We start from the raw sequence: 23,280 nt of genomic DNA on the forward strand, positions 1-23,280 counted from the left end.
TGATGCCCCGTTCACTTCTGCTCCGCCTCGCCCTCGCCGCGACCCTGCCGATGCTTGCCGGCGCCGCCGTGCTGCCGGTACGGGCGGCGATCGCCCAGCCGGGCCCGATCGAGCTGTTCTTCGAGACCCCCTATCTCGCCAAGCTGCCGAACGGCACCCAGCTTTCCTACGACTACGCCCACACCACGGCGCGCAAGGATCTCGGCGACAGTTTCGACGAGAAGATGCAACTGACGCTCACACCCGCCGCGGACGACGCCTCCAAGCAGATGGCCAAGGTGGACATACGACGCGGCAACGCCGACCAGGGCGCCGGCCCGTTCCCCGCGCTCAGCAACCCGCTGACGCTGGTGCTGATGGAGCGCGAGGCCAAGGAGATCACCGATCTCAGCAAGGGCAGCCCGTTCTATATCCGCAACCGCCTGCGCACCGCTCTGGGCGAAGCTACCGTGGAACCGGCCAGCTTCGACTATGACGGCAAGTCCGTCGCCGGCTGGAAGATGAGCATGGTTCCCTTCGCCCAGGACCCGCACAAGCAGCAGCTCGCCGAGATCATCAACCGGCGCTACGAGTTCCTGTTTTCCGACGCGGTGCCCGGCGGCCTCTATGCGATCCGCGTGGTGACGCCGCCGGCAGATGGCGGGGCTAATCTGATCGAGACCAAGCTGACCCTCATTGATGGGGCGGCGTCCTCGCCGGCCAAGTGAGCTTTCAATCCGCGCTCCGCATGGCGGAGCCGGAGAACGCGGAACGCCGGCCAACGGCGAAGAAAGGGAGCAACGCCATGCGCATTCTGGTCGCGGCCGCCATCGGCCTTTGCCTGTCCATCACCGCCGGCACCGCCTCTGCCCAGGACGGTACGTCACCATCGCAGGCCGGCGCGACCGCCGCACCCGGCGCGATGGCGGGGAGCGATCCCGCCGGCCTGCTGGTCGGGCAAGCGGGGGTGAGCCGGCCGGCGCCGACCGCCAACGTGCCGCCGGGCTTCGTCAATGATTACCCGACGGTGGCGCGGGCCGACTATGTGTTCGGCTGCATGGCGTCGAACGGCCAGACCCGGCCGGCGCTGGAAAAGTGTTCCTGTTCCATCGACACCATCGCGACGATCCTGCCTTACGAGAAATATGTGGAGGCCGAGACGATCATGAGCGTCGGCCAGGTCGCGGGGCAGCAGGCCGAGGTGTTCCGCTCCACCGGCATGTTCCGCGACATCGTCGCCGATCTCCGCCGCGCCCAGGCCGAGGCCGAGGTCACCTGCTTCTATTGATCGTCCGCTACAAACGACAACGGCGCCCTTCTTTGGAGGGGCGCCGTTCGTGTTTGGCGGTTCGGGAAACGTCGGCGCGCGGGAGTGGCGCGGTGCCTCAGCCGGCGGGCTTGAGTTCGCCCTCGAAGCTGCGCCCGTCGGTGTCGCCGGCATCGACATGGATCTGCTGCCCGGTCGGCTCGTAGGAGAATTGCAGGTTCGGATCCTCACTCAACGAGATGCCGCCCTCCATGGACAGGATGAGCGCGTCGCCCTGCTTCACCTCGATGCGGTCGACATATTTGGCGGGAATGTAGAGCCGGGTGACCTGATCCATCTGCAGGCCGGAATAGTTCGGGTGCCGGATCATCAGCTGGACGCGCGAGAAGCGGTTCGCCTGGGTGGCGTCGCCCTGCTGGCCGGGTTGGACCAGCCGCAGCTTCATCTGGCCGATATTCCTGAGCGCCGCTTCCTCGTCCTTCATCGCCGGGGCGGAGCAGCCGCCCGATGCCTTGACGAAGCGCTGCGCCATTTGCAGCGAGCCGTCGGAGAGCTGCGCCACCGCCCGCACATAGCTGTAGGAATTCACCCGGAGGCGGGTGGCGAGGGTGAGGTCGCGGCGCTCGCCGCCGAAGGTGAAGGTGGCGGCGACGGGCGCGGGGTTCTCGTCGACGATCAGGGTGAGCTTCTGCACCGTGCGCGTATCGCCGGCCGGCAGTGCCACGGCGATCTCGACCGGCACCATGGCGGCGTCTTCCGCCCGGACCGGCGCGGTGAGGGTCATCAGCGGCCCGGCGTCGACCACCGGCCGTTCGCCGAACACGTCGGGCTTCAGGGCCTGCCAGGTGGCGTCGGCGCCCGCTTCCTGTGCCGAGCCGGCAGCAGTGAGGGCGGCCAGCAGCGTGGCTGCCAGGACCACGGTGGCAAGGGTCGCCTTGAAGGTCGCCTTGGCGAGGCGCATGGCTTTGTCTCCCGGTATGCCCGCCGGGTCGTTTGCCGCCCGGCGGTTCAAGCCGCCATCATAGGCCGGCATGCCGTGGATTGCAGGTCAAATCGACTTGCGGCCCGGGCCGGGCCGCCATCGACGGCATGGCCGTGCGTTCCTCGCGCGGCGGTACGCGGACGGCGCGGTGGCCTTCGTCCGACAGCTTAGTCGCCGAAGCGGAACTGTACCTTCATCGCCCGTCGACGGTCGGAGGCGAGGGCGAAGGCGGCCTCGGCCTCCTCGATCGGCAGGCTGCCGGTGAGCAGCGGGCGAAGATCAACCTCGCCGTCGGAGATCAGCTGCGCCGCGCGGGCGAACTCCTCGTCGAAGCGGAAGCTGCCCTTTATGGCGAGTTCCTTGGCGACAATGGTGTTCATCGGCAGCGGCTGGTCGCCGCCGAGGCCGACCAGTACCAGCGTGCCGCGCGGGCGCACCAGCCCGATGGCGCCCGCCAGCGCCCGCGCATTACCGGAACATTCGAGCGCGGCATCGACGCGTCCCTTGTCCTGCCCGAGATCGGTGAGCGCGTCGGTGCCGCCGGACACGTCGACGCAGCGCGTCGCGCCCAGCTTCGCCGCGATGGCCAGCGGCTCGGGCGTGATGTCGGTGGCGACGATCGCGGCGGCGCCGGCCAGCTTCGCCGCGGCGATCACCAGGCAGCCAATGGGACCGCAGCCGGAGACCAGCACCGTGCGGCCGTCGAGCGGGCCGGCCTGCGCCACCGCGTGCAGCGCCACGGCGAAGGGCTCGCACAGCGCGGCAAGGCCGAGATCGACCTCGCCGCCGACCTTGACCGCCTGCGCCGCCGGGATGGTCATCTCCTCCCGGAAGGCGCCCTGCATGTGCGGGAAGCGCATGGCGCTGCCGTAGAAGCGCATGTCGAGGCACTGATTGCGCAGGCCGCGCCGGCAATAGTCGCAGGCGTCGCATGGCCGCGAGGGATTGACCGCGACGCGGTCGCCGACCGCCACCGAGGTGACGTTGGCGCCCAGCGCCGCCACCGTGCCGGCCACCTCGTGGCCGAGCACCATGGGCTGCATCAGCCGCACCGTGCCGAATCCGCCCTGATGGAAATAATGCAGGTCGGAGCCGCAGATGCCGCCCGCCCCCATGCGTACCGTGACCTCGTCCGGTCCCGGCGCCGGCGCCGGCATCGGCTCGATGCGAAGATCGTGCGGGGCATGGAGGACGATGGCACGCATGGTCGTAGGTCCTTGGGCGGGAAGCGAGGGGACGGCAGGCGGATACCCGGTAGTCACCGGGTCATCCAGGCGAGCGGCCACATGACGATCTGCGGGAACAGCACCAGCAGGAACATCACGATTGTCTGGGCGATCAGGAAGGGCAGCACGCCGCGTATCACCCCGCTCATCGGCACCTTGGCGACGCCGCACACCACGTTGAGCACGGTGCCCACCGGCGGCGTCACCAGCCCCAGCGCGTTGTTCATGATGAACAGCACGCCGAAATACACCGGGTCGATGCCCGCCTGCTTGATCACCGGCATCAGCACCGGGGTGAGGATCAGCACCGTCGGGGTGAAGTCGAGCGCGGTGCCGACGACCAGCACCAGCACCATCAGCGCGGCCGTCATCAGCATCGGGCTGCCCATGAGAGGCTCGACCAGTCCGGCCAAGGCCTGGGGAATATCGGCGGTGGTGATCAGCCATGCCGAGACGCCGGCGGCGGCGACCAGGAACATGATGACGGCGGTGGTCTCCGCCGCGCGATAGATGAGGTGGAACAGGTCGCGCGGCTTGATCTCGCGATAGATCACCACGCCGACGAACAGCGAGTAGACCGCCGCGATCACCGCCGCCTCGGTCGGGGTGAAGATGCCGAATTTCAGACCGCCGATGATCACGATGGGCAGCAGCAGCGCCCAGAAGGCGTCGCGCGTCTCGGCGAGCCGCTCGCCCATGCTGCGCTTGGGTTCGGTGCGCGGATTGTCGTGCTTGATGCACCAGCGCCAGGCCAGCATGATCGCCACGCCCATCAGGATGCCCGGCACGATGCCGGCGATGAACAGCTTGGTGATCGACACCCCGCCGGTGACGCCGAAGATGATCATGCCGATCGAGGGCGGGATCACCGGCGCGATGATGCCGCCGCAGGCGATCAGGCCGCAGGAACGGTTGACGTCGTAGCCGGCGTTGCGCATCAGCGGCACCAGCACCGAGGCGAGCGCGGCGGTATCGGCCACCGCCGAGCCGGACAGCGACGCCATGATCACCGCCGCCATCACCGCGACATAGCCGAGGCCGCCGCGTATATGCCCGACCCAGGCCATCGCCATGGTGATGATGCGCCGGGTCATGCCGCCGGCGTTCATGAACTCGCCGGCCAGCATGAAGAAGGGCACGGCGAGCAGCGGGAACGAGTTGGCGCCGTCCCACATGTTCTGGATGATGATCTGCGGGTCGGTGAACCCCATGTAGAACATCATGACGAGGCCGCAGCCGATCAGCGCGAAGGCCACGGGCATGCCGAGCGCCATCAGCGCGAGCAGTGAGCCGACAAAGACGAGGACGATCATCGGGCGGCCCCCTTGTGCGCAGCCTGGTCGGCGAGTTCGTGTTCGATCTCCTGCACCTCCGACATGCCTTCCTCGTTGACGTCGATGAGCTCGTGCTCCTCGACCAGGCCGAGGGACAGCCGGATGAGATTGGCGATGCAGATGATGCCGATGGCGGTGCCGGTGACGTAGCTGACGCCGTAGACCCAGAGCGTCGAGATCTGCGCCACCGGCGAGGCGTTGCCGGCGATGATCTCGTGCTGCAGCCAGGTGCCGTACAGGATGTAGCCGGCACAGACGAGCATGATGGCCTGGCTGAGGCCCCAGCAGATCTTGCGGCCGAGCAGCGGCAGCGCCCGCACCACCATGTCGACGCCGAGATGCGCGCGCCGGTGCAGGCCGACAATGGCGCCGAGGAAGGTCAGCCACACGAAGGCGAAGCGCGGCATTTCCTCGGAAAGATCGATGCCGCTGTTGAAGAACAGCCTCAGCATCACATTGCCGAAGACCATGACCAGCATGACCACCATGCACAGGACCATGACGACTTCGAGCAGGCGGTAGAACGCGGCGACCGCCGCTTTCAGCAGCTGGTTCATCGGAACACCTCGGGAGTGGGGAGGGGCACGGACACGCCGACCCGGCCGTCGATGCCGTGGGCATCGTGCCGTTCCTCAGGCGATCGGAAAGACGAAGGGAACGGGTGGCCCGCGAGCGAACCGCCCGTTCCCCGGATCGGCTCAGTTGCCGGCGCGCGCCTTGGCGATCTCGGCGTAGAAGCCGTCGACGAACTCGCCGCCGATCTGGTCCTTGAACTTGGCGACCACCGGCTTCACCTGGTCCTGGATGCGGGCGAGCTGCTCCGGCGGCACCGCGTCGACCTCGACGCCGGCCTCCTTGAACTTGCCGATGACCTCGCGGTCGCCCTCGTCGAGCAGCTTGCGCTGCAGGAGGCCGGCCTCGATCGCCGCCTTGCGGATGCCGTCCTGGTCGGCCGGGGTCAGCTTGTCCCAGAACTTCTTCGACGCCACCAGCGCCACCGGCGTGTAGACGTGGTTGGTCAGCGAGATGTACTTCTGCACTTCCTGCATCTTGTTGGCGTACATGTGTAGCAGCGGGTTCTCCTGCCCGTCGATGGCCTTCACCTCCAGCGCCGGGAACACCTCGGAGAACGGCATCGGGGTGGCATTGGCGCCGATGGTCTTCCAGGTGTCGAGCGCCACCGGATTGGCCATCACCCGCAGCTTCAGCCCCGACACGTCCTCGAGCTTGGTCACCGCGTGCCGGCTGTTCGACAGGTTGCGGAAGCCCATGCCGCTCCAGGTCAGGCCGACGAGGCCGGTCGGCTCCAGCTTCTCGAAGATCTTCTTGGAGGACGGGCCGTCGAGGACCGCGTAGACCTCCTTGGTGTTCTGGAACATGAAGGGCAGATCCCAGATCTGCACTTCCTTCACCCGGGTCGACAGCGGCGCCAGCGTGCCGATGTAGAATTCCTGGGTGCCGGCCTGCACCGCCTGCAGCTGCTTCTCGTCGCTGCCGAGCAGGGCGCCGGAATAGGTCTGCACCTTCACGTCGCCATTGGTGTAGGTGCCGACCAGCTCGGCGAACTTGTTCATCGCCGCCGCCTGCGGGTGCGAATCCGGCATGGCGTGGCCGATCTTCGCCTTGATCTCCGCCGAAGCCGTGCCGGCACCGAGCAGGGCGGTGGCGGCGATCAGGGCGGCATAGGCGACGCGCATTCCAAGATGAGGCTTCATGCCAAGATGGGACTTCATCGGGGTTCTCTCCTTGGGAATATTGTTGTTGTTCTTTTGGGTCTTCAGTCTTTGGGTCTGGGTCTTTCCGCGGTGGCGCCGCGGTGGTCTAGAGAACGGCCAGCATGCCTCCGTCGACATAGATGATCTGGCCGTTCACATAGTTCGAGGCCGGCGAGGCGAGGAACACCGCCGCACCGACAAGCTCCTCCGGCAGCCCCCAGCGCCGCGTGGGGGTGCGGCCCTTCACGAAGCTGTCGAACTTGGGATCGTTCATCAGCGCCTCGTTCATGTCGGTCGCCATGTAGCCGGGGCCGATGGCATTGGACTGGATGCCATGCTCGGCCCATTCGGCAGCCATGGAGCGGGTGAGCAGTTTGATCCCGCCTTTGGCCGCCGTATAGGGCGCAACCGTCGGACGGGCCACTTCGCTCATCAGCGAGCCGATATTGACGATCTTGCCGCCACGGCCGCGGGCGATCATCCGCCGCGCCGCCTCGCGCCCGATAAGGAAGGCGCTGGTGAGGTTGATGTCGATGACGCGCCGCCAGTCGGCCGGATCGAGATCCAGCATCGGCTTGCGGAACTGGATGCCGGCATTGTTGACGAGGATGTCCACCTCTCGGCCCTCGGCGTCGAGGCGCGCAAAGGCGGCGAGCACCGCCTCGTCATTGGCGACGTCGAAGGCCAGCGCGGTGGCGTTCAGCCCCTCGGCGGCGAGGGCCACGGCGGCGGCGGCGGTCCGCCCGGCATCGGTGCCGTTGAGGATGATGCTGGCGCCGGCCTTGCCGAGGCCACGCGCGATGGCGAGGCCGAGGCCGCGCGCGGAGCCGGTGACCAGGGCGGTCCTGCCTTCGAGCGAGAACAGTTCGAGCGACATGCAGGCCTCCCTCAGAGCGCGCTGCGACGGACGGTGAGGTCGTCGCGCTTGAAGATTTCCGGCCGCAGCTCGACGCCGAGGCCGGGGCCTTCCATCGGATAGGCGTAGCCGTTCTCGATGCGTGGCATTGTGGTGACGAGCTCGTTGTACCAGCCGTGATAGAAGGCGCGCACCGATTCCTGGATCAGCGTGTTGGGCTGGCTGAACGAGCAATGGATCGCCGCGATGAAGGCGACCGGCCCGGTGCAGTCATGCGGCGCGAAGGGGCGGTGATAGGTGTCGGCCTGCGCGGCGATCTTGCGGCCCTCGGTGAGGCCGCCGGTCCAGCACAGATCGACCATCACCACGCCGGCGGCGTCGACATTGAGATAGTCCTGATAGGCGAAGCGCGAGCCGAGCGTCTCGCTGGCGCATACGGGCACAGTGGTCGAGCGGGCATATTCCGCCAGCGCCTGCGGCGAGTTCATGCGGATCGGATCCTCGTACCAGGTCGGCGCGTAGGGCTCGAGCGCGCGGGCGATCTTCTTGGCGGTCGGCAGGTTCCACAGCGAGTGGAACTCGACCATGATCTCCATCTTGTCGCCCACCGCCTTGCGGATCTTCTCGAACGGGACGATCGCCGCCTTCATCTGCTCGGCGGTGATGTAGTTGCCGCCGGTCTCGATACCGGCCGGGTCGAAGGGCCAGATCTTCATGGCGGTGATGCCCTCGTCGAGCAGGCTTTCCGCCAGCTCGTCGGCGCGCTTCATGAAGGCGTCGAGGTCCTCATAGGGACCTTCGCTTTCGCCGATGCCCCAGGTGGAGACCGGCTTGATGCTCATGGAGCGGACATATTTGTAGCCGGCGCAGGTGTTGTAGAGCCTCAGCTTGTCATGGGCGAGGCCGCCGAGCATCTGGTGGACCGGCTGGTTGCAGACCTTACCGAAAATGTCCCACAGCGCGAAGTCGATGGCGGAGGCGGCGCGGTATTCGACACCGGTCGAGGCCTGCGCCAGCGGCAGGTTCAACATCTCGCGGTTCAGCGCCTCGATGCGCAGCGGGTCACGGCCGAGCAGGCGGCCGGCCAGCGTGTCGTGGATATGCGCTTCCACGGCGGCGGCGCCGTAGAAGGTCTCGCCCAGGCCAACAACGCCCTCGTCGGTGTGGACGTGGACCCAGAGCAGATTGGCGAATTCGGCGAGGCGTATGGTCTCGATGGCGGTGATTTTCATGTTCGCAACGAATGTGAAGCCGGCACAGGACACAGGTTCGCGACCGCGCGGCAGACGAGGCCGACGAAGGCAACCGGAGCGCGCGACACCGCAGGCGGTCGCGCGGCGGCGATCACCGGCGAGAGATTTCCGTGGAGGGGGCGGCCCGTCGGGCGGGTGGCGCGGGCCTAGCTCGGAACGGCATCGTCATGGGTTTCCTTCCTGGATTTGTTCTTGTCGTTGTTCGTGCCCGCTTGGCGGCGGGAGGACGGGGCGGCGCGCTTGCGCGCGGCGGCCGGCGGTTCGGCGCTCATCGAGCCCTCGGCGTCGAGGATCTGCCGCAGGTCGTTCTCCGCGAGGTCGAGCAGGGCGAGGATGGCCGCCTCGGCCTCGAGGCCCCGGCGCTGCTCGATCGCCTCGCAGACGGTACGGTGCAGCGGCAGCGAGCGCTCCGGGCCGCCGGGCGTCGCGGCCACCCGCTCGAAGCCGATGCGCAGCACAGTCGACATCACGCTCTGCAACTGGCTGACGAAGGGATTGGCGCAGGCCCGGATGATGACGTCGTGAAAGGCGAGATCGGCTGCCACATAGTCGGGCTGGCTGGCGACCGCGCCGGCCATGGCGTCGAAGGCCGCGCGCAGCGCCGCCAGTTCCACCGCGCTGGCCCGCTCGGCGGCGAGCCGGGCCGCGGCGGGCTCGACGATGCGGCGCAGTTCCATGATGTCGTTGGCCAGCGCCCGGTCGATGCCGGTGGCCTCGGCGCGCCAGATCATCACCTCCGGGTCGAGCAGGCTCCAGCGACTCTGATCGAGCACCACCGTGCCGGTGCGGCGGCGCGCCTCGACCATGCCTTTAGAGGCGAGGCCCTTGATCGCTTCGCGCACCACGATGCGGCTGACCCCCAGCCGGGCGCACAGGACGGGCTCTGCCGGGATCACCTGGCCGGGAGGGTAGATCCCGGCACAGATATCCTTGCCGAGCCGGGCGAGGGTGCTGCGATAAAGCGTCATGCGAAACATCATACGTATGATGATTGGGGAGTCAAAGCCCTCTTTTTCCCACGGGCTGCTTTCGGCCACTTTTGGCTGTTCTGCTTCGCCCGCAGAAGGCACGGGAAAGGCCGAGCCGACTTATCGGTGTCCGGGAAGGGTGCGCGGCATGTTGTGATCCGCGAGCCATGCATTTTCGATAGGAGGCGAGGAGCAATCTGCTAAGCTGCCTCGCAAGATTACAATGTTGGCAGTCGGTTGATCCGTGTTTTTCATTGAGGTCAATAGATGCACGAACAAGACGCATCCCGTATTTCTCGGTCCAGCCCGCGTGTGCTGCTGGTCTTTCCTCGCTTTAATCCCAATTCCTTCTGGAATTTCCGGCCGGCCTACGAGCTCTACGGCGCCCGCAGCGTGGCGCCGCCGCTCGGCCTGATGACGCTCGCCGCCCTGCTGCCGGACAGCTGGGAGCTTCGGCTGGTCGACCGCAACGTCAGCGAATTGCGCGACGACGATATTCTATGGGCCGACCTCGTGCTCACCGGCGGGATGCTGCCGCAGCAGAACGACACGCTGGCGGTCATCGATCGCTGCCAGGGCCTCGGCAAGCCGGTCTGCATCGGCGGGCCGGACCCGACCTCCAACCCGGATGTCTATGCCGGCGCCGACTTTCTCGTCCTCGGCGAGGCCGAGGGCATCATCGACCGTTTCGTCGAGGCGTGGGAAAGCGGGGCGCAGACCGGGCGCTTCGATGCCGAGAAGTTCAAGGCCAATGTCGAGGCGAGCCCGATACCGCGCTTCGACCTGATCAATTTCCACGATTATCTCTATGTCGGCGTGCAGTTCTCGCGCGGCTGTCCGTTCACCTGCGAGTTCTGCGACATCATCGAGCTCTATGGTCGGGTTCCCCGCACCAAGACCAACGGCCAGATGCTCGCCGAACTCGACCGGCTCAGGCAGCTTGGCTACGAGGGACATGTCGATTTCGTCGACGACAATCTGATCGGCAACAAGAAGGCGATCAAGAAATTCCTGCCGGAGCTCATTCGCTGGCAGGAGGCCAACGGCTATCCATTCATGTTCTCGACGGAGGCGTCGCTCAACCTCGCGGATGATGCCGAGCTGCTCGGCCTGATGAGCGCAGCGAATTTCTTCGTGGTCTTCACCGGCATCGAGAGCCCCGACCAGGAAACGCTGGTCGCCATGCAGAAAAAGCAGAACACCCGGCGCAGCATCGCCGACAGTGTCGAGCGCATCTATGCCGCCGGCATCTATGTGACGGCGGGCTTCATCGTCGGCTTCGACACCGAGCGCGGCGACATGGCGACGCCGATGATCGACTGCGTGCAGTCCAGCAATATTCCTGTCGCCATGGTCGGGCTGCTGCACGCGCTGCCCAACACCCAGCTGATGCGGCGGCTGCGGCGCGAGGGGCGGCTGTTCGAGGGCTACAATGTCGCGCTCCCCGAGGCCGGCGACCAGTGCACCGGTGGGCTCAATTTCACCACGCTGCGCCCGCGCGTCGAGATATTGAAGGACTATCGGCGGGTGATCGAGGAGATCTATGCGCCACAGGCCTTCTTCGAGCGGGTACGGGAGATGACACACAAGCTGAAGCGGCGCCCGCTCGGCCCCAAGCTACGCCTGCGCGAGGCCATGAAGGAGCTTCCTCTGCTGATGCGCGCCTGCGGGCGGTTGACGTTCCAGGGGCGCGACATCGCCCGGCACTTCTGGGCCACCTTCATCGACTGCGCCCGCCGCAATCCCGATGCGCTGGAGGCGGCGATGATGAACATGGTGCTGTACCTGCACCTCTATCCGTTCTCCCGCCATGTCATCGCCGAACTCGACGCCCGCATAGCCGAGCTGGAGGGAGGCCGCTGGCACGAGCCGGCGATCATGCCGGCGGAGGTGCTGGAAGAACCGGTCCTCGCCATCCCCGGCCTGCGCGCGGCACACGCCTGAACGCGCGGCCGATCCTCCTCAGGCAGAGGCGCGCCCTATCGGAGAAGCTGGGCGACGAGCGGGGCCGCCAGCACGTTGAGCAGCCCGACCAGCACCATAACCAGCCCGGCGACGGCGCCTTCCGTCTCGCCGATCTGTGCGGCGCGGGCGGTGCCGGCGCCATGCGCACCGACGCCGAACAGCGCCCCACGGGCGAGCGCCGAGGCGATCGGCACCCGTGCCAGGATGATGTCGCCCATCGCCGCGCCGGCAATGCCGGTGATCACGACGAACACCGCCGTCAGATCGGGAATGCCGCCGATATCGCCGGACACTTCCATGGCGAAGGGCGTGCTGATCGAGCGCGGCAGCAGGCTGAGCCGCAGCGCACCGTCGAGGCCGGCGAGCGTCGCCAGCGCCCAGCTGGTCAGCACCGAGGTGCCGCTGCCGACCAGCATGCCGATCAGCAGCACCGGCCAGTGCCGGCGGATGAGCCCGCGCTGCTCGTAGATCGGGATCGCGAAGGCCACCGTGGCCGGGCCGAGCAGCAGCACCAGCCAGTGCGTGCCGCCGATATAGTCGCGGTAGCTCGCATGCAGCGCGAGCACCACGGCGGCGATCAGCACCGGCGTGACCAGCAGCGGCGACAGCCACCAGCGCGGCCAGCGGCGGTAAATCTGCTTGGCGCCCCAGTAGAAGCCGACCGTGACGGCCGACCACAGCAGGATGCGCAGGGCGGAATCAATGAGGAGCGGATCCGGCATGATCGGCCCTCCAGCGATAGCAGCGGTCGACGGTGAAGGCGGTGGTGATCATCACGCTGACCGTGCTGACGAGGATGACCGCGAGGATCTTCAGCCCGGTGAGGCCGAGCAACTCCTGGTGATCGAGCACGGCGAGCACTGCCGGCACGAAGAACAGCAGCATGTCGGCCAGCAGCCACTGGGCACCCCGGCGCATGCTGCGCGTCCTGACGCGCCGGCTGGCGAGCAGCGCCAGCACGATCACCAGCCCGACGATGCCGCCGGGCAGGGGCAGGCCGAACAACCGCACGATTCCCTCGCCGGCCAGCCAGAAGCCGATGACGACGCCGACCTGCAGTGGCGCGCTGTGGCGCAGGACATGGGTGGCGCGGGCGGTGACGGTGCGGGACGACATGACATACCTCTCGCCGCCCTATGTATGCCGCGATGCACCATGATCAAAATGAATTGACTGACTACAGTTTATTCCATTATGGAATTTTATGGATTTCCGAACCCTTCGCGCCTTTGTCGAGGTCGTGCGGCAGGGCGGCTTCTCGCAGGCCGCCAAGACGGTGTTCGCCACCCAGTCCACCGTCAGCAAGGCGGTGAAGCAGCTGGAGGACGAGATCGGCACGCCGCTGCTCGACCGCATCGGCCATCGCAGCGTGCTGACGCCGGTGGGCGAGGTGGTCTATCGCCGGGGCGTGAAGCTGCTCGCCGACCGCGACGATCTCCTCGCCGAACTCGACGAGATTCGCGGCTTGAAGCGCGGCGTGCTGAAGCTCGGCCTTCCGCCGGTCGGCAGCGCGACGCTGTTCGCCCCGCTCTTCGCCATCTATCGCCGCCGCTACCCCGGCATCGAGGTGAGGCTGACCGAGCATGGCAGCGACGAGCTGGAGGCGAGCCTGCGGGCCGGCGAGATCGACTTCGCCGGCATGCTGCTGCCGACGGCGGAGGAGTTCGAGTGGCAGGAGGTCGGGGGCGAGCCGCTGGTGGCGTTGCTGCCGGCGGCGCATCCGCTCGGCACGCGCGACAGCCTTGCCATGAGCGACCTCAGGGAGACGCCGCTGATCCTGTTCGACAGCGGCTTCACCCTGCACCGCATCATCCTCGACGCCGCCCGGCGGGCGGGCTTCGAGCCGGATGTGGTGGCGCAGAGCAGCCAGATCGATTTCATGGTGCAATTGGTGGCGGCCGGGCTCGGCGTCGCCTTCCTGCCGCGACTGATCGCCGAGCAGCGCCGCACGCCGGCGGTCGCGCAGGTGCTGCTCGACGAGCCCGGCACCGAATGGGTGATGGCGATGGTCTGGCGACGCGGCGCCTTCCTCTCGGAGGCGGCGAAGGCGTGGCTGGCGCTGGTGCGCGAGGTACACGGCCGCCCGGCCTGAGCATGGCCGCTTCGAGCATACCCGGCACGCATCCCTGCCGTGCACCGTTGCTCGCGCGATCCGCATAGGCGTCACCCGGCGGCCGGCCTAAACTTACCGGGAATCTTCCCCTTTCCCAGTCGCGGGATCATCGTGAAAAAGATCGGTTTTCTGTCATTCGGGCATTGGACGCCCTCCGTGCATTCGCAGACACGTTCGGCGGCGGATACGCTGCTGCAATCCATCGAGCTGGCGGTCGCCGCCGAGGAGCTTGGCGCCGACGGCGCCTATTTCCGCGTGCACCATTTCGCCCGCCAGCTGGCCTCGCCGTTTCCGCTGCTGGCGGCGGTCGGGGCGCGGACCAGCCGCATCGAGATCGGCACCGCCGTCATCGACATGCGCTACGAGAACCCGCTCTACATGGCCGAGGATGCCGGCGCCGCCGACCTGATCGCCGGCGGGCGGCTGCAACTTGGCATCAGCCGCGGCTCACCGGAGCAGGTGATCGATGGCTGGCGCTATTTCGGCTACGCACCGCCTGAGGGGCAGAGCGACGCCGATATGGGCCGGCATCACGCCGAGGCGCTGCTGGAAGTGCTGAAGGGCGAGGGCTTCGCCCAGCCCAATCCGCGCCCGATGTTCCCCAACCCGCCGGGCCTGTTGCGGCTGGAGCCGCATTCGGAAGGCCTGCGCGAGCGGATCTGGTGGGGCGCCAGCTCCAATGCGACGGCGATCTGGGCCGCCGAGCGCGGCATGAACCTGCAAAGCTCGACGCTGAAGGACGACGAGACAGGCGAGCCGTTCCATGTGCAGCAGGCGGCGCAGATCCGCGCCTATCGCGCGGCGTGGAAGGAGGCGGGACATCAGCGCGAGCCGCGCGTCTCGGTCAGCCGCAGCATCTTCGCGCTGGTGAGCGATCAGGACCGCGTCTATTTCGGCCGCTCCGGGCAGGAGGCGGATTCGATCGGCTTCATCGACGAGAAGACCCGCGCCATCTTCGGCCGTTCCTACGCCGCCGAGCCCGACGCGCTTGTCGAGCAGCTGAAGGCCGACGAGGCGATCGCCGAGGCCGACACGCTGCTGCTCACCGTCCCGAACCAGCTCGGCGTCGCCTACAACGCCCATGTCATCGAAGCGATCCTCAAGCATGTGGCGCCGGCCATGGGCTGGCGCTGAGCGACCTGCGAAGAAGGCGCGGCGAGGGGGGCGCCTCTCGCCGCCCGCCGCTATTCTCCGCGCCAGTTCGGCGGGCGCTTGCCGAGAAAGGCCTCGACGCCCTCGCGGAAATCGGCCGAGCCATAGGTCTCGCGCACCAGATCCGCGTCGGCGGCGTCGGGATCATGGGCGAGCCGGCGCAGCATCTCCTTGGTGACGCGCAGGGTGATCGGCGCGTGCGCGGCGAGGCGGGCGCACAGTTCCTCGACATGGGCGTCGAGCTGCTCGGGCGGCACCACCGTCACATAGCCGGCCGGCAGTTCCTCGGCCTTCGGCGTTTCGGCGAGCAGCAGCATGCGCTTGACCAGGCTGACTCCGAGCGTCGCCACCAGACGCTGCACATTGGACGCCGACAGGCAGTTGCCAAGCGTGCGGGCGATCGGCACGCCGAAGCGCGAGCCCGGCGTCGCCACGCGGAAATCGCAGGCATTGGCGAGCGCCATGCCGCCGCCGACCGCCCAGCCCTCCACCACGGCGATGGTGGGCACGGCGAGCGCTTCCAGCGCGCCGACATAGTGCTCGACCTTCTCCTCATAGGCGATGCCGTCGGCGCCGGAGGTGAAGGAGCGGAACTGCTCGATATCGGTGCCGGCGATGAACGCCTTGCCGCCGGCGCCGCGCAGCACGGCCACCCGCACCGCGGGCGTGGCGGCGATGGTGCGGCAGGCCTCGGCGAGCTGCTCATACATCCGCCAGGTCATGGCGTTGCGGGCCGCCGGCCGGTCGAAGGTGAGGCGGGCCACCGCTCCCTCGATTGCGAGACGGAGGGCACCCTGGGCGTCCTCGGCAGTGGGGTCCACCGGCTGGCCGGCTTCTGGTTTGGCGACGGCGTTCATGACGCAAAGGCTCCGCGAGCGGTGAGGGCGTCGATGGCGGCGCTATCGAGGCCGATCTCCTTCAGCACCTCGTCGGTGTGCTGGCCGAGCAGCGGCGGATGGCGGCGAACCTCCTGCGGCGTGCCGGTGAGCTTCACCGCGAAGCCGATATTCGACACCTTGCCCTCGTTCGGGTGGTCGATCTCCATGCGCATCTGCCGATGGCGCCCGTGCTCGCTTTCGAACGCCTCGGGATAGGTATACATGGTGCCGGCCGGGATGCCGACGGCGAGCAGCGCCTCCACCCATTCGTCCGAGGTGCGGGTGACGAAGGTCTTCTCCAATTCCTCGATCAGCACCTCGCGATGGGCGAGGCGGTCGGGATTGGTCTTGAAGCGCGCATCCTCGACGAGCTCGGGGCGAGCGAGCGTGTCGCAGAGCAGCAGCCAGAGCTTCTGGTTAGTAGCGCCCATGACGAAATAGCCGTCCTTGGACTTCACCGCCTGATAGGGCGCGCTCATGCGGTTGGCGGTGCCGAGCGGGATCGGCTCGGTGCCGCGGCCCCAATATTCTGAGATGTCCCACACCGAGAAGGCCAGCGCCGCCTCGAACAGCGAGGCGTCGATATACTGGCCCTCGCCGGTGTTCTTGGCGCCGATATAGGCTCCGAGCACCGCATAGGTGGCGAACAGGCCGCAGCCGATATCGGCCACGGGCACGCCGGCCTTCACCGGCAGCCCGCCGGGATGGCCGGTGACGCTCATCACGCCGGACATGGCCTGCGCCATCAGGTCGAAGCCGGGCCGGCCGGCCCAGGGACCGGACTGGCCGAAGCCGGAGATCGACGCATAGACGAGGCGCGGATTGTACTGGCGCACCGTCTCGTAGTCGCATTTCAGCTTCTTCATCACGCCGGGCCGATAGTTCTCGACCAGGATGTCGGCGCTCTTGACCAGCTCGTAGAACAGCTCGCGGCCGGCCTCGCTCTTCAGGTTCACCGCCACCGAGCGCTTGTTGCGGTTCATGTTGAGGAAGCCCATGCTGTCGGGCCCCTTCATCTTGAATCCCATGGCGCCGCGCGTTTGGTCGCCGGTGCCCGGCGGCTCGATCTTGATGACGTCGGCGCCGAGATCGCCGAGCAGCATGCAGCTATAGGGCCCGGCCATCACCTGGCTGACGTCGAGCACGCGCACCCCGGTCAGGGGGAGGGGGCGCGGTGCCGGCGCTTCGTCGGCCCGGCGCTGGGTGGCCGGCTTCTCCCGCGAATGGTCCAGAAGATCGGTCATCGGTTTCGAGCCTTTCTGCGGGCGAGTCCCGCATGCACAATCAATAATTACGAATGCGGAAGCCGTTCCCCGGGGGGAACGGTGACGCGGAGCGGTGATGCGATCAGTCGGTGAGGACACCCGAGAGGCGGCGGCCACGGGCACGGGGCTTGGCCGGTGCTGCTTCCGTCGGCGCCGCGTCCGCGTCGATGCGGCGGATGAAGGCGCGGGCGATGCCGACCGTGGTGCCGGTGACGTGAGTCTCCAGCAGGGCAGCGAGGCGCATTGCATCGCGCGCTTCCAGCGCTTCGATCATCTGCGTGTGCTCGTCCACCGCCGCCTGCCAGTGTTCGCGGTTCTTGCGTACCACGAAGCGGCAGGCATGGATGCGGGTGAGGATCTGCTGGTAGAACGCCGAGAGGGTGGCGTTGCCGGCGAGGGTGAAGAACGCCTCGTGGATCAGCCGGTTGTGGCGCAGATACTCGATCTCGTCGCCGGATGCGTAGCATTCCAGCATCCGCTCATGCAGCGCCCGCACCCGCGCAATGTCAGCATCGGTGGCGTTCTGGCAGGCCAGCAGGCCGGCGAGCCGCTCCAGCGAGGCCATGATCGGGAACAGTTCCTCGATCTGCTCCTCGGTGATGCGGGCGACGATGGCGCCGCGATGCGGCAGGATCTGCAGCACGCCTTCCGCCGCCAGCACCTTCAGCGCCTCGCGGATCGGCGTGCGCGAGACGCCGAATCGCTCGCTCAGCTGCTCCTCCGGCACCTTCTCGCCCGGGCGCAGCTCGCCCTGCAGGATCATCTCGCGCAGCGGCGCGACAAGGGATTCGTGGAGCGAATGGCGGACGATAGGGGCGGAGGACATGCGGTCTTTTCCTGGCGGCTTCTGCGAGCCTGTGCGTTTCCCGGTTGAAGAATAGGCGGGAACCGCCGGTATCGGAAAGTCGATCATGCCGACCTCCCTTCCGGCGCGCCTGCGGCGCCATCCTTCTGGCCCCGGCCGCCCTTGAGGAGCGCCGAGATCACCGGCAGGCACAGCAGCAGCAGGCCGAGGCCCATCATGGTGGCGACGAGGCCGTTGGAGAAGAAGATCGCCGGCGAGCCGTCCGAGGTCAGCATGGCCTGGCGGAAGGAATCCTCCGCCTTGTCGCCCAGCACCATGGCGAGCACGAAGGGCGCCAGCGGGTAGTCGAGCTTCTTGAACACATAGCCGACGATGCCGAAGCCGAGCGCCAGCCAGACGTCGAACATGTGGTTGGCCACCGTATAGGCGCCGATGACGCAGACCACGGTGATCAGCGGTCCGACCACGGTGAAGGGCGCGCGCAGGATGAAGGCGAACAGCGGCACGGTGGCGAGCACCAGCACGACGGCGATGATGTTGCCCATATACATGGAGGCGATGAGGCCCCACACGAAGTCCGGCTGCGAGGTGAACAGCATCGGGCCGGGCGACAGGCCCCAGATCATCAGGCCGCCCATCATCACCGCCGCGGTGGCGGAGCCGGGAATGCCGAGCGCCAGCATGGGCAGCAGGGCGCAGGAGCCGGCGGAATGGTCGGCGGTCTCCGGCGCGACGATGCCTTCCGGCTCGCCCTTGCCGAAGAAACGGCCGCGCCGGGAGAAGCGGCGCCCCAGCGCGTAGCTCATGAACGAGGCGGCGGTCGGCCCGCCCGGCGTGATGCCCATCCAGCAGCCGATCAGCGCGCTGCGGATCAGCGTCGCCCAGTAGCGCGGCACCTCGGCGACGGTGCGCGCGATGACGCGGATGTCGAGCTTGGCCTTCACGCCCTCGAATTTCAGTCCCTCTTCCATGGTGAGCAAGAGCTCGCCGAGGCCGAACAGGCCGATGACGGCGATGAGGAAGGAGATGCCACCGATCAGCTCGTCGAATTCGAAGGTGAGGCGCGCCTCGCCGGAGATGGTGTCGATGCCGACTGTGGCGGCGGCGAAGCCGAGCATCATCGACACCAGCGTCTTGAACGGCGAACCGCCGGACATGCCGATGAAGCTGGCGAAGGCCATGAAATAGACGGCGAAATACTCGGCGGCGCCGAAGCGCAGCGCGAAATTCGCCACCCAGCCGGACAGCAGCGTGATCACCAGCACGCCGGTGAGCGCGCCGATGCCGGCGGAGGTGAAGGCAAGGGTGAGCGCCCGCGCCGCTTGTCCCTGCTTCGCCAGCGGATAGCCATCGAAGGTGGTGGCGACCGAGGAGGGTTCGCCGGGAATGTTGAACAGGATGGAAGTCGTCGATCCGCCGAACAGCGCGCCCCAATACATCGAGGTCAGCAGGATGATGGCGGAGATCGGGTCCATGGTGAAGGTCAGCGGCAGCAGCAGCGACACGCCGTTCGGCGCGCCGAGCCCCGGCAGCACGCCGACCACCAGCCCGAGAAGCACGCCCATCACCATGATCATCAGGTGATGGGCGGTGAGCGCGACGGCGAAGCCGTCCATCAATTGCCCGAAATTGCCCATGGCGCGTCCCTCGTTGTTTTCTTGTTCGTCAGTAGATGCCGAAGGCTTCGAGGATCGGCCCCTTAAGCAGGGGGACCATGAACAGCTTCTCGAAGATGACGAAGTTCACCGCCACCACCGCCAGCGCCGCGAGCAGCGAGGGGAGGGTGCGGAAGCCGGCGGCGACGCGCAGGGCGTAGAAGATGTAGAGGCCCATGCCGATATAGAGGCCGAGCCAGGCCGAGACGGCGACCATGGCGACGATCGGCAGGAAGAAGGCGACGATGGTGCGCAGCCGTTCGCCATCGAGGAAGGAATCCGCCTCGGCATGTCCGGCCACGTGCCCCGCCGCGTTACGGCGCAGCAGCGTCTGCACGATGGTCCCGGCGCTGCCGAGGATGATCAGGCAGCCGACATAGAAGGGGAAATAGCCGGGCTCCGGCCCGGAAGGCCCCCAGGCGAAGCCGTTCAGCGTGGCGCCGTAGCAGACCACCGCGCCGACGGCGGCGGTGACGCAGGCGGCGGCGATGTCCATGGTGCTGCGCGAAATATCCATATGCCTCGCTCCGACGCGGCGGGAGGGAAGGACGGACGGCGACTGGGCGCCGTCCGCAAGGGGATCGTCCGCGGGGGGAACACGCGCCGGACGACCTCGAAGAGCGTCACTGCTCGGCGCGCAGCCAGCCGTTGCGCTTGTAGATCTCGGCGTAACTCGCCTCGTGCTTCTTGATGAAGTCCTTGAAGGCGTCGCCGGTCAGCAGGCGCGGGATCTGCGCGCCGCGCTCCTGGTAGGCCTTGAACTCGGGAGCCGCCGCCGCCTTGATGAACAGGTCGGTGTAGTAGGCGAGGGCTCCCGGCGGCAGGTCCGCCGCCGCCCAGATGGTGCGCGGCTGGGCGAAGCTGTCTACGGCGATGCCGGCCTCCTTGCAGGTCGGGATGTCGTGCCAGGACAGGTCCTCGGCGATCACGGTGGTGTCGGCGAGGCGTTCGTTCTCGAACACGCAGAGCGGCTTCTGCACGCCGGCCTTCCACTGCTCGACGCTCTCGCTGGGATTGTTGACGTTAGCGGTGATGTGCCCGCCGGCAACCTGGATCGCCGCCTCACTGCCGCTCTTGTAGGGAATGTAGGTGAGGTCGACGCCAGTCGAATATTCGATGAGCGTCATCAGCGTCTCGTCGGCTTCCTTCGCCTTGGCGCCGCCAAGCTTGAGCTGGCCGGGCGCTTCCTTCGCCTTGGCGATGAAGCCCTTCACGTCCTCGATGCCGGAGGTCTTGGGGTTCACCCACAGGATGAAGGGATCGAACACCATCGCGGCGATCGGGGTGAGGTCCTTCAGGCTGTAGGACAGCTTGTTGGCGAGCGGCAGCACATAGGCGTCCTGCGTGCCGAAATAGAGCTTGTAGGGGTCGCCCTTGTTGGTCTTGGCGTAGATGAAGGTCTCGGCGCCGGAGCCGCCGGCCTTGTTGCTGACGATGATCGGCGTGGTCAGCAATTCGTTCTTGCTGAGCGCCGACTGCACCACGCGGGCGAAGGTGTCGGTGCCGCCGCCGGGGCCGGCCGCCGCCACGAATTCCACCGGACGATTGGGCTTCCACTCGGCGAGGGCCACGCTCGGCGCGGCAAGGCCGAGGTAGAGCGCAAGCGCAGTAAGGGCGTGTTTCGGCATCAGTCTCTCCCATTGGATTTGTTGGGCGGATCGTGGCTGTCCGCGCTTATTGAGGCGACGCTATCGCATCGCTCATTTCAAATCAATAATTACAGATTACGTTTTCTGCGCACCTTCCAAACAGCACCGCGCGGCGCACACGGGAGTACGCGCCGCGCCGGGAGCGCTGCGATTGCGGAGGGGGAAGGCGTGGGAAGGGCCGCTATTCGGCGGCTTCGGAATCCAGCTGATTCAAGGCTTCCAGCACCATCGCCGCCTTGTGGCGCAGGTGCTCCTTGAGGATGGCGCCGAGCCGGGCGCCGTCGCGGGCCTTCAGCGCGGCCATCATCTCTTCATGGTCCTCGACCGCCTCGCGCCAGCGCTCCATCGACTTCTGCGCGGTGAAGCGGACGGCATGGATGCGCACCATCAGCGTCCGGTAGAGCTGGGTGAGCGAGGTGTTGCCGGCGATGTCGAAGAAGCTCTCGTGGATCTGGCGGTTGAGCCGCAGATAACCGGCCGGGTCGCCGGCGCGGTAGAAGGCCAGCATCTCGTCGTGCAGCGCCTGCACGACGGCAATGTCGGCATCGGTAGCGCGGGCGCAGGCGGTCTCGCCGGCCAGTGCCTCCATCGCGCCCATGATCGGGAACAGCTCGTCGACCTCGCCGGGGCTGATGCGAGCGACGCTGGCGCCGCGATTGGGAGCGAGAATCACCAAGCCGTCGCTGGCGAGCACCTTCAGCGCCTCGCGCAGCGGGGTGCGGGAGACGCCGAAGCGCTGGCACAGCGCCTGCTCGTTGATCTTGTCGCCGGCCTTGAGATCACCGCGCACCATCATGTCGCGCAGCTGGGAGGCCAGTTCGTGATGCAGGCTGCGGCGCGGAATGAGGGCGGTTTCGGACGGCACCATGCGACGATCTACTCTCGATGCCCGTCACGCGAGTGAACGGAGGAGCGACGATTCGCTCATAAATTGCCCCGGCCGGCAAATTTCGCAAGCTGGCCGGGGCGATGCGGCTTACGCGGCCGCTTGCAGCGGCTTCACCGCGCAGTCGGTGAGATAGTCCATGGCGGCTTGCACGCCGCCCTTCTTGTGCGGCACGCCGGCCACCGACAGACCCATCTCCACCCCGGACAGCGCGCCGAGGATCGTCAGGTCGTTGGTGTCGCCGAGATGGCCGATGCGGAACACCCGGCCGGCGAGCTTGGTGAGGCCGGTGCCGAGCGACATGTCGAAATGCTCGAGCGTCTTCTCGCGGAAGGCGTCGGCGTCGTGGCCATCGGGCATCAGCACCGCGGTGAGCGAGGAGGAATAGTACTTCGGGTCGCGGCACAGCACCTCGAGGCCCCAGGCGCGCACGGCGCGGCGCGTCGCCTCGGCATGGCGGTCATGGCGGGCGAAGACGTTGCCGAGCCCTTCCTCGTGCAGCATGTCGATCGCCTCGGCGAGGCCGTAGAGCAGGTTGGTGCCGGGCGTGTAGGGGAAGAAGCCCTTGGCGTTGTGCGGCAGCATCTCCTCCCACGACCAGAACAGCTTGGGCATGGTCGAGGCCTTCGCCGCCGCCAGCGCCTTGTCGGAAATGGCGTTGAACGACAGGCCCGGCGGCAGCATCAGCCCCTTCTGCGAGCCGGAGACGGTGACGTCGACGCCCCACTCGTCGTGGCGGTAGTCGATCGAGGCCAGCGAGGAGATGGTGTCGACCATCAGGAGCGCCGGATGGCCGGCGGCGTCGATCGCCCGGCGCACCTCGTCGATGCGCGAGATGCAGCCGGTCGAGGTCTCGTTATGGACGACGCAGACCGCCTTGAATTCGTGGTTCTTGTCCTCGCGCAACCGCGCCTCGATGGCGTCGGCATCGGCGCCGATGCGCCAGTCGGAGGCGATGAACTCCGGCTTCAGGCCGAGCTTCAGCGCCATGTTCTTCCACAGCGTGGCGAAATGCCCGGTCTCGAACATCAGCACCTTGTCGCCGGGCGACAGCACGTTGGCGAGCGCGCCCTCCCACGCCCCGGTGCCGGAGGCGGGATAGATGATCACCGGATTGGCGGTCTTGAAGATCGACTTCATGCCTTCCAGCACGCGCTTGCCGAGCTTCTGGAACTCCGGCCCGCGGTGATCGATGGTCGGCATGTCCATGGCCCGCAGGATGCGGTCCGGCACTGGCGTCGGGCCGGGGATCTGCAGGAAATGGCGACCCGCGACACGGGCGGCATTGCTGGACATCGGCGTGTTCTCCCTTGGCCGCGCGGCGGTCCCCGC

23 protein-coding genes are annotated in these 23,280 nt (G+C 67.3%); 5 read left to right on the top strand and 18 right to left on the bottom strand.

The window, feature by feature from the left end:
• Window positions 1-2: 2 nt before the first annotated feature.
• Window positions 3-707: a hypothetical protein gene (locus tag LGR54_RS05760; RefSeq protein WP_230361011.1), complete on the top strand. Its 705-nt coding sequence runs from the start codon at window positions 3-5 to the stop codon at window positions 705-707.
• Between the two features lie 194 nt (window positions 708-901).
• Window positions 902-1,267, top strand: a complete 366-nt coding sequence (locus tag LGR54_RS05765; protein WP_370638161.1) for a hypothetical protein — start codon at window positions 902-904, stop codon at window positions 1,265-1,267.
• 97 nt (window positions 1,268-1,364) lie between these two features.
• On the opposite strand, the gene LGR54_RS05770 is transcribed toward LGR54_RS05765, so the two are convergent.
• The 8 genes from LGR54_RS05770 to LGR54_RS05805 form a co-directional block, all read right to left on the bottom strand.
• Window positions 1,365-2,207, bottom strand: coding sequence for a quinoprotein dehydrogenase-associated SoxYZ-like carrier (locus tag LGR54_RS05770; RefSeq protein ID WP_230361012.1), 843 nt, complete (start codon window positions 2,205-2,207; stop codon window positions 1,365-1,367).
• 188 nt (window positions 2,208-2,395) lie between these two features.
• Window positions 2,396-3,433: an L-idonate 5-dehydrogenase gene (locus LGR54_RS05775; RefSeq protein ID WP_230361013.1), complete on the bottom strand. Its 1,038-nt coding sequence runs from the start codon at window positions 3,431-3,433 to the stop codon at window positions 2,396-2,398.
• Between the two features lie 53 nt (window positions 3,434-3,486).
• The gene (locus LGR54_RS05780) at window positions 3,487-4,767 is read right to left on the bottom strand and encodes a TRAP transporter large permease (RefSeq protein ID WP_230361014.1); all 1,281 of its coding nucleotides are present in this window, start codon (window positions 4,765-4,767) and stop codon (window positions 3,487-3,489) included.
• Complete coding sequence (locus LGR54_RS05785) at window positions 4,764-5,345, bottom strand: TRAP transporter small permease (RefSeq protein WP_230361015.1); 582 nt, start codon at window positions 5,343-5,345, stop codon at window positions 4,764-4,766. The genes LGR54_RS05780 and LGR54_RS05785 overlap by 4 nt, the downstream gene beginning before the upstream one ends.
• A gap of 141 nt (window positions 5,346-5,486) precedes the next feature.
• A complete protein-coding gene (locus LGR54_RS05790; RefSeq protein ID WP_230361016.1) occupies window positions 5,487-6,521 on the bottom strand; it encodes a TRAP transporter substrate-binding protein in 1,035 nt (344 codons plus the stop codon).
• An 88-nt stretch (window positions 6,522-6,609) separates the two neighbouring features.
• Window positions 6,610-7,380: an SDR family oxidoreductase gene (locus LGR54_RS05795; protein WP_230361017.1), complete on the bottom strand. Its 771-nt coding sequence runs from the start codon at window positions 7,378-7,380 to the stop codon at window positions 6,610-6,612.
• An 11-nt stretch (window positions 7,381-7,391) separates the two neighbouring features.
• Entirely contained in the window at window positions 7,392-8,591 is a 1,200-nt protein-coding gene (locus tag LGR54_RS05800) for a mandelate racemase/muconate lactonizing enzyme family protein (RefSeq protein WP_230361018.1), read from the bottom strand.
• Between the two features lie 167 nt (window positions 8,592-8,758).
• Complete coding sequence (locus tag LGR54_RS05805; RefSeq protein ID WP_230361019.1) at window positions 8,759-9,580, bottom strand: FadR/GntR family transcriptional regulator; 822 nt, start codon at window positions 9,578-9,580, stop codon at window positions 8,759-8,761.
• 267 nt (window positions 9,581-9,847) lie between these two features.
• On the opposite strand from LGR54_RS05805, the gene LGR54_RS05810 reads away from it, so the two are divergent.
• Window positions 9,848-11,524, top strand: a complete 1,677-nt coding sequence (locus tag LGR54_RS05810; protein ID WP_230361020.1) for a B12-binding domain-containing radical SAM protein — start codon at window positions 9,848-9,850, stop codon at window positions 11,522-11,524.
• 35 nt (window positions 11,525-11,559) lie between these two features.
• Here LGR54_RS05810 and LGR54_RS05815 read toward each other — a convergent pair whose 3' ends face one another.
• The gene (locus LGR54_RS05815) at window positions 11,560-12,267 is read right to left on the bottom strand and encodes an LrgB family protein (RefSeq protein ID WP_230361021.1); all 708 of its coding nucleotides are present in this window, start codon (window positions 12,265-12,267) and stop codon (window positions 11,560-11,562) included.
• Entirely contained in the window at window positions 12,245-12,661 is a 417-nt protein-coding gene (locus LGR54_RS05820; protein ID WP_230361022.1) for a CidA/LrgA family protein, read from the bottom strand. The genes LGR54_RS05815 and LGR54_RS05820 overlap by 23 nt, the downstream gene beginning before the upstream one ends.
• Window positions 12,662-12,749: 88 nt before the next feature.
• Between LGR54_RS05820 and LGR54_RS05825 the strand changes: the two genes are divergently transcribed.
• Entirely contained in the window at window positions 12,750-13,637 is an 888-nt protein-coding gene (locus LGR54_RS05825; RefSeq protein WP_230361023.1) for a LysR family transcriptional regulator, read from the top strand.
• Between the two features lie 132 nt (window positions 13,638-13,769).
• Window positions 13,770-14,792, top strand: a complete 1,023-nt coding sequence (locus tag LGR54_RS05830; protein WP_230361024.1) for an LLM class flavin-dependent oxidoreductase — start codon at window positions 13,770-13,772, stop codon at window positions 14,790-14,792.
• A 50-nt stretch (window positions 14,793-14,842) separates the two neighbouring features.
• Here the strand turns inward: LGR54_RS05830 and LGR54_RS05835 are convergent, their stop codons facing one another.
• From LGR54_RS05835 to LGR54_RS05870, 8 genes are all read right to left on the bottom strand, one after another.
• Entirely contained in the window at window positions 14,843-15,667 is an 825-nt protein-coding gene (locus LGR54_RS05835) for an enoyl-CoA hydratase/isomerase family protein (RefSeq protein WP_230361025.1), read from the bottom strand.
• On the bottom strand, window positions 15,664-16,932 hold the full coding sequence (locus LGR54_RS05840) for a CaiB/BaiF CoA-transferase family protein (protein ID WP_230361026.1): 1,269 nt from the start codon (window positions 16,930-16,932) through the stop codon (window positions 15,664-15,666). Before LGR54_RS05840 ends, LGR54_RS05835 begins: the two co-directional genes overlap by 4 nt.
• 103 nt (window positions 16,933-17,035) lie before the next feature.
• Window positions 17,036-17,779 (bottom strand): GntR family transcriptional regulator, encoded by a 744-nt coding sequence (locus LGR54_RS05845; RefSeq protein ID WP_230361027.1) that lies wholly within the window; start codon window positions 17,777-17,779, stop codon window positions 17,036-17,038.
• An 83-nt stretch (window positions 17,780-17,862) separates the two neighbouring features.
• Window positions 17,863-19,395: a tripartite tricarboxylate transporter permease gene (locus tag LGR54_RS05850; protein WP_230361028.1), complete on the bottom strand. Its 1,533-nt coding sequence runs from the start codon at window positions 19,393-19,395 to the stop codon at window positions 17,863-17,865.
• Window positions 19,396-19,423: 28 nt separating this feature from the next.
• Entirely contained in the window at window positions 19,424-19,930 is a 507-nt protein-coding gene (locus LGR54_RS05855) for a tripartite tricarboxylate transporter TctB family protein (RefSeq protein WP_230361029.1), read from the bottom strand.
• A gap of 106 nt (window positions 19,931-20,036) precedes the next feature.
• Window positions 20,037-21,041: a tripartite tricarboxylate transporter substrate binding protein gene (locus LGR54_RS05860; protein WP_230361030.1), complete on the bottom strand. Its 1,005-nt coding sequence runs from the start codon at window positions 21,039-21,041 to the stop codon at window positions 20,037-20,039.
• Window positions 21,042-21,243: 202 nt separating this feature from the next.
• Window positions 21,244-21,930, bottom strand: coding sequence for a GntR family transcriptional regulator (locus tag LGR54_RS05865; protein ID WP_230361031.1), 687 nt, complete (start codon window positions 21,928-21,930; stop codon window positions 21,244-21,246).
• Between the two features lie 108 nt (window positions 21,931-22,038).
• On the bottom strand, window positions 22,039-23,244 hold the full coding sequence (locus LGR54_RS05870; protein WP_230361032.1) for an alanine--glyoxylate aminotransferase family protein: 1,206 nt from the start codon (window positions 23,242-23,244) through the stop codon (window positions 22,039-22,041).
• Window positions 23,245-23,280 lie beyond the last annotated feature (36 nt).

It is taken from the genome of Ancylobacter sp. Lp-2, assembly GCF_020523795.1.
In the GTDB taxonomy this organism is placed as follows: domain Bacteria; phylum Pseudomonadota; class Alphaproteobacteria; order Rhizobiales; family Xanthobacteraceae; genus Ancylobacter.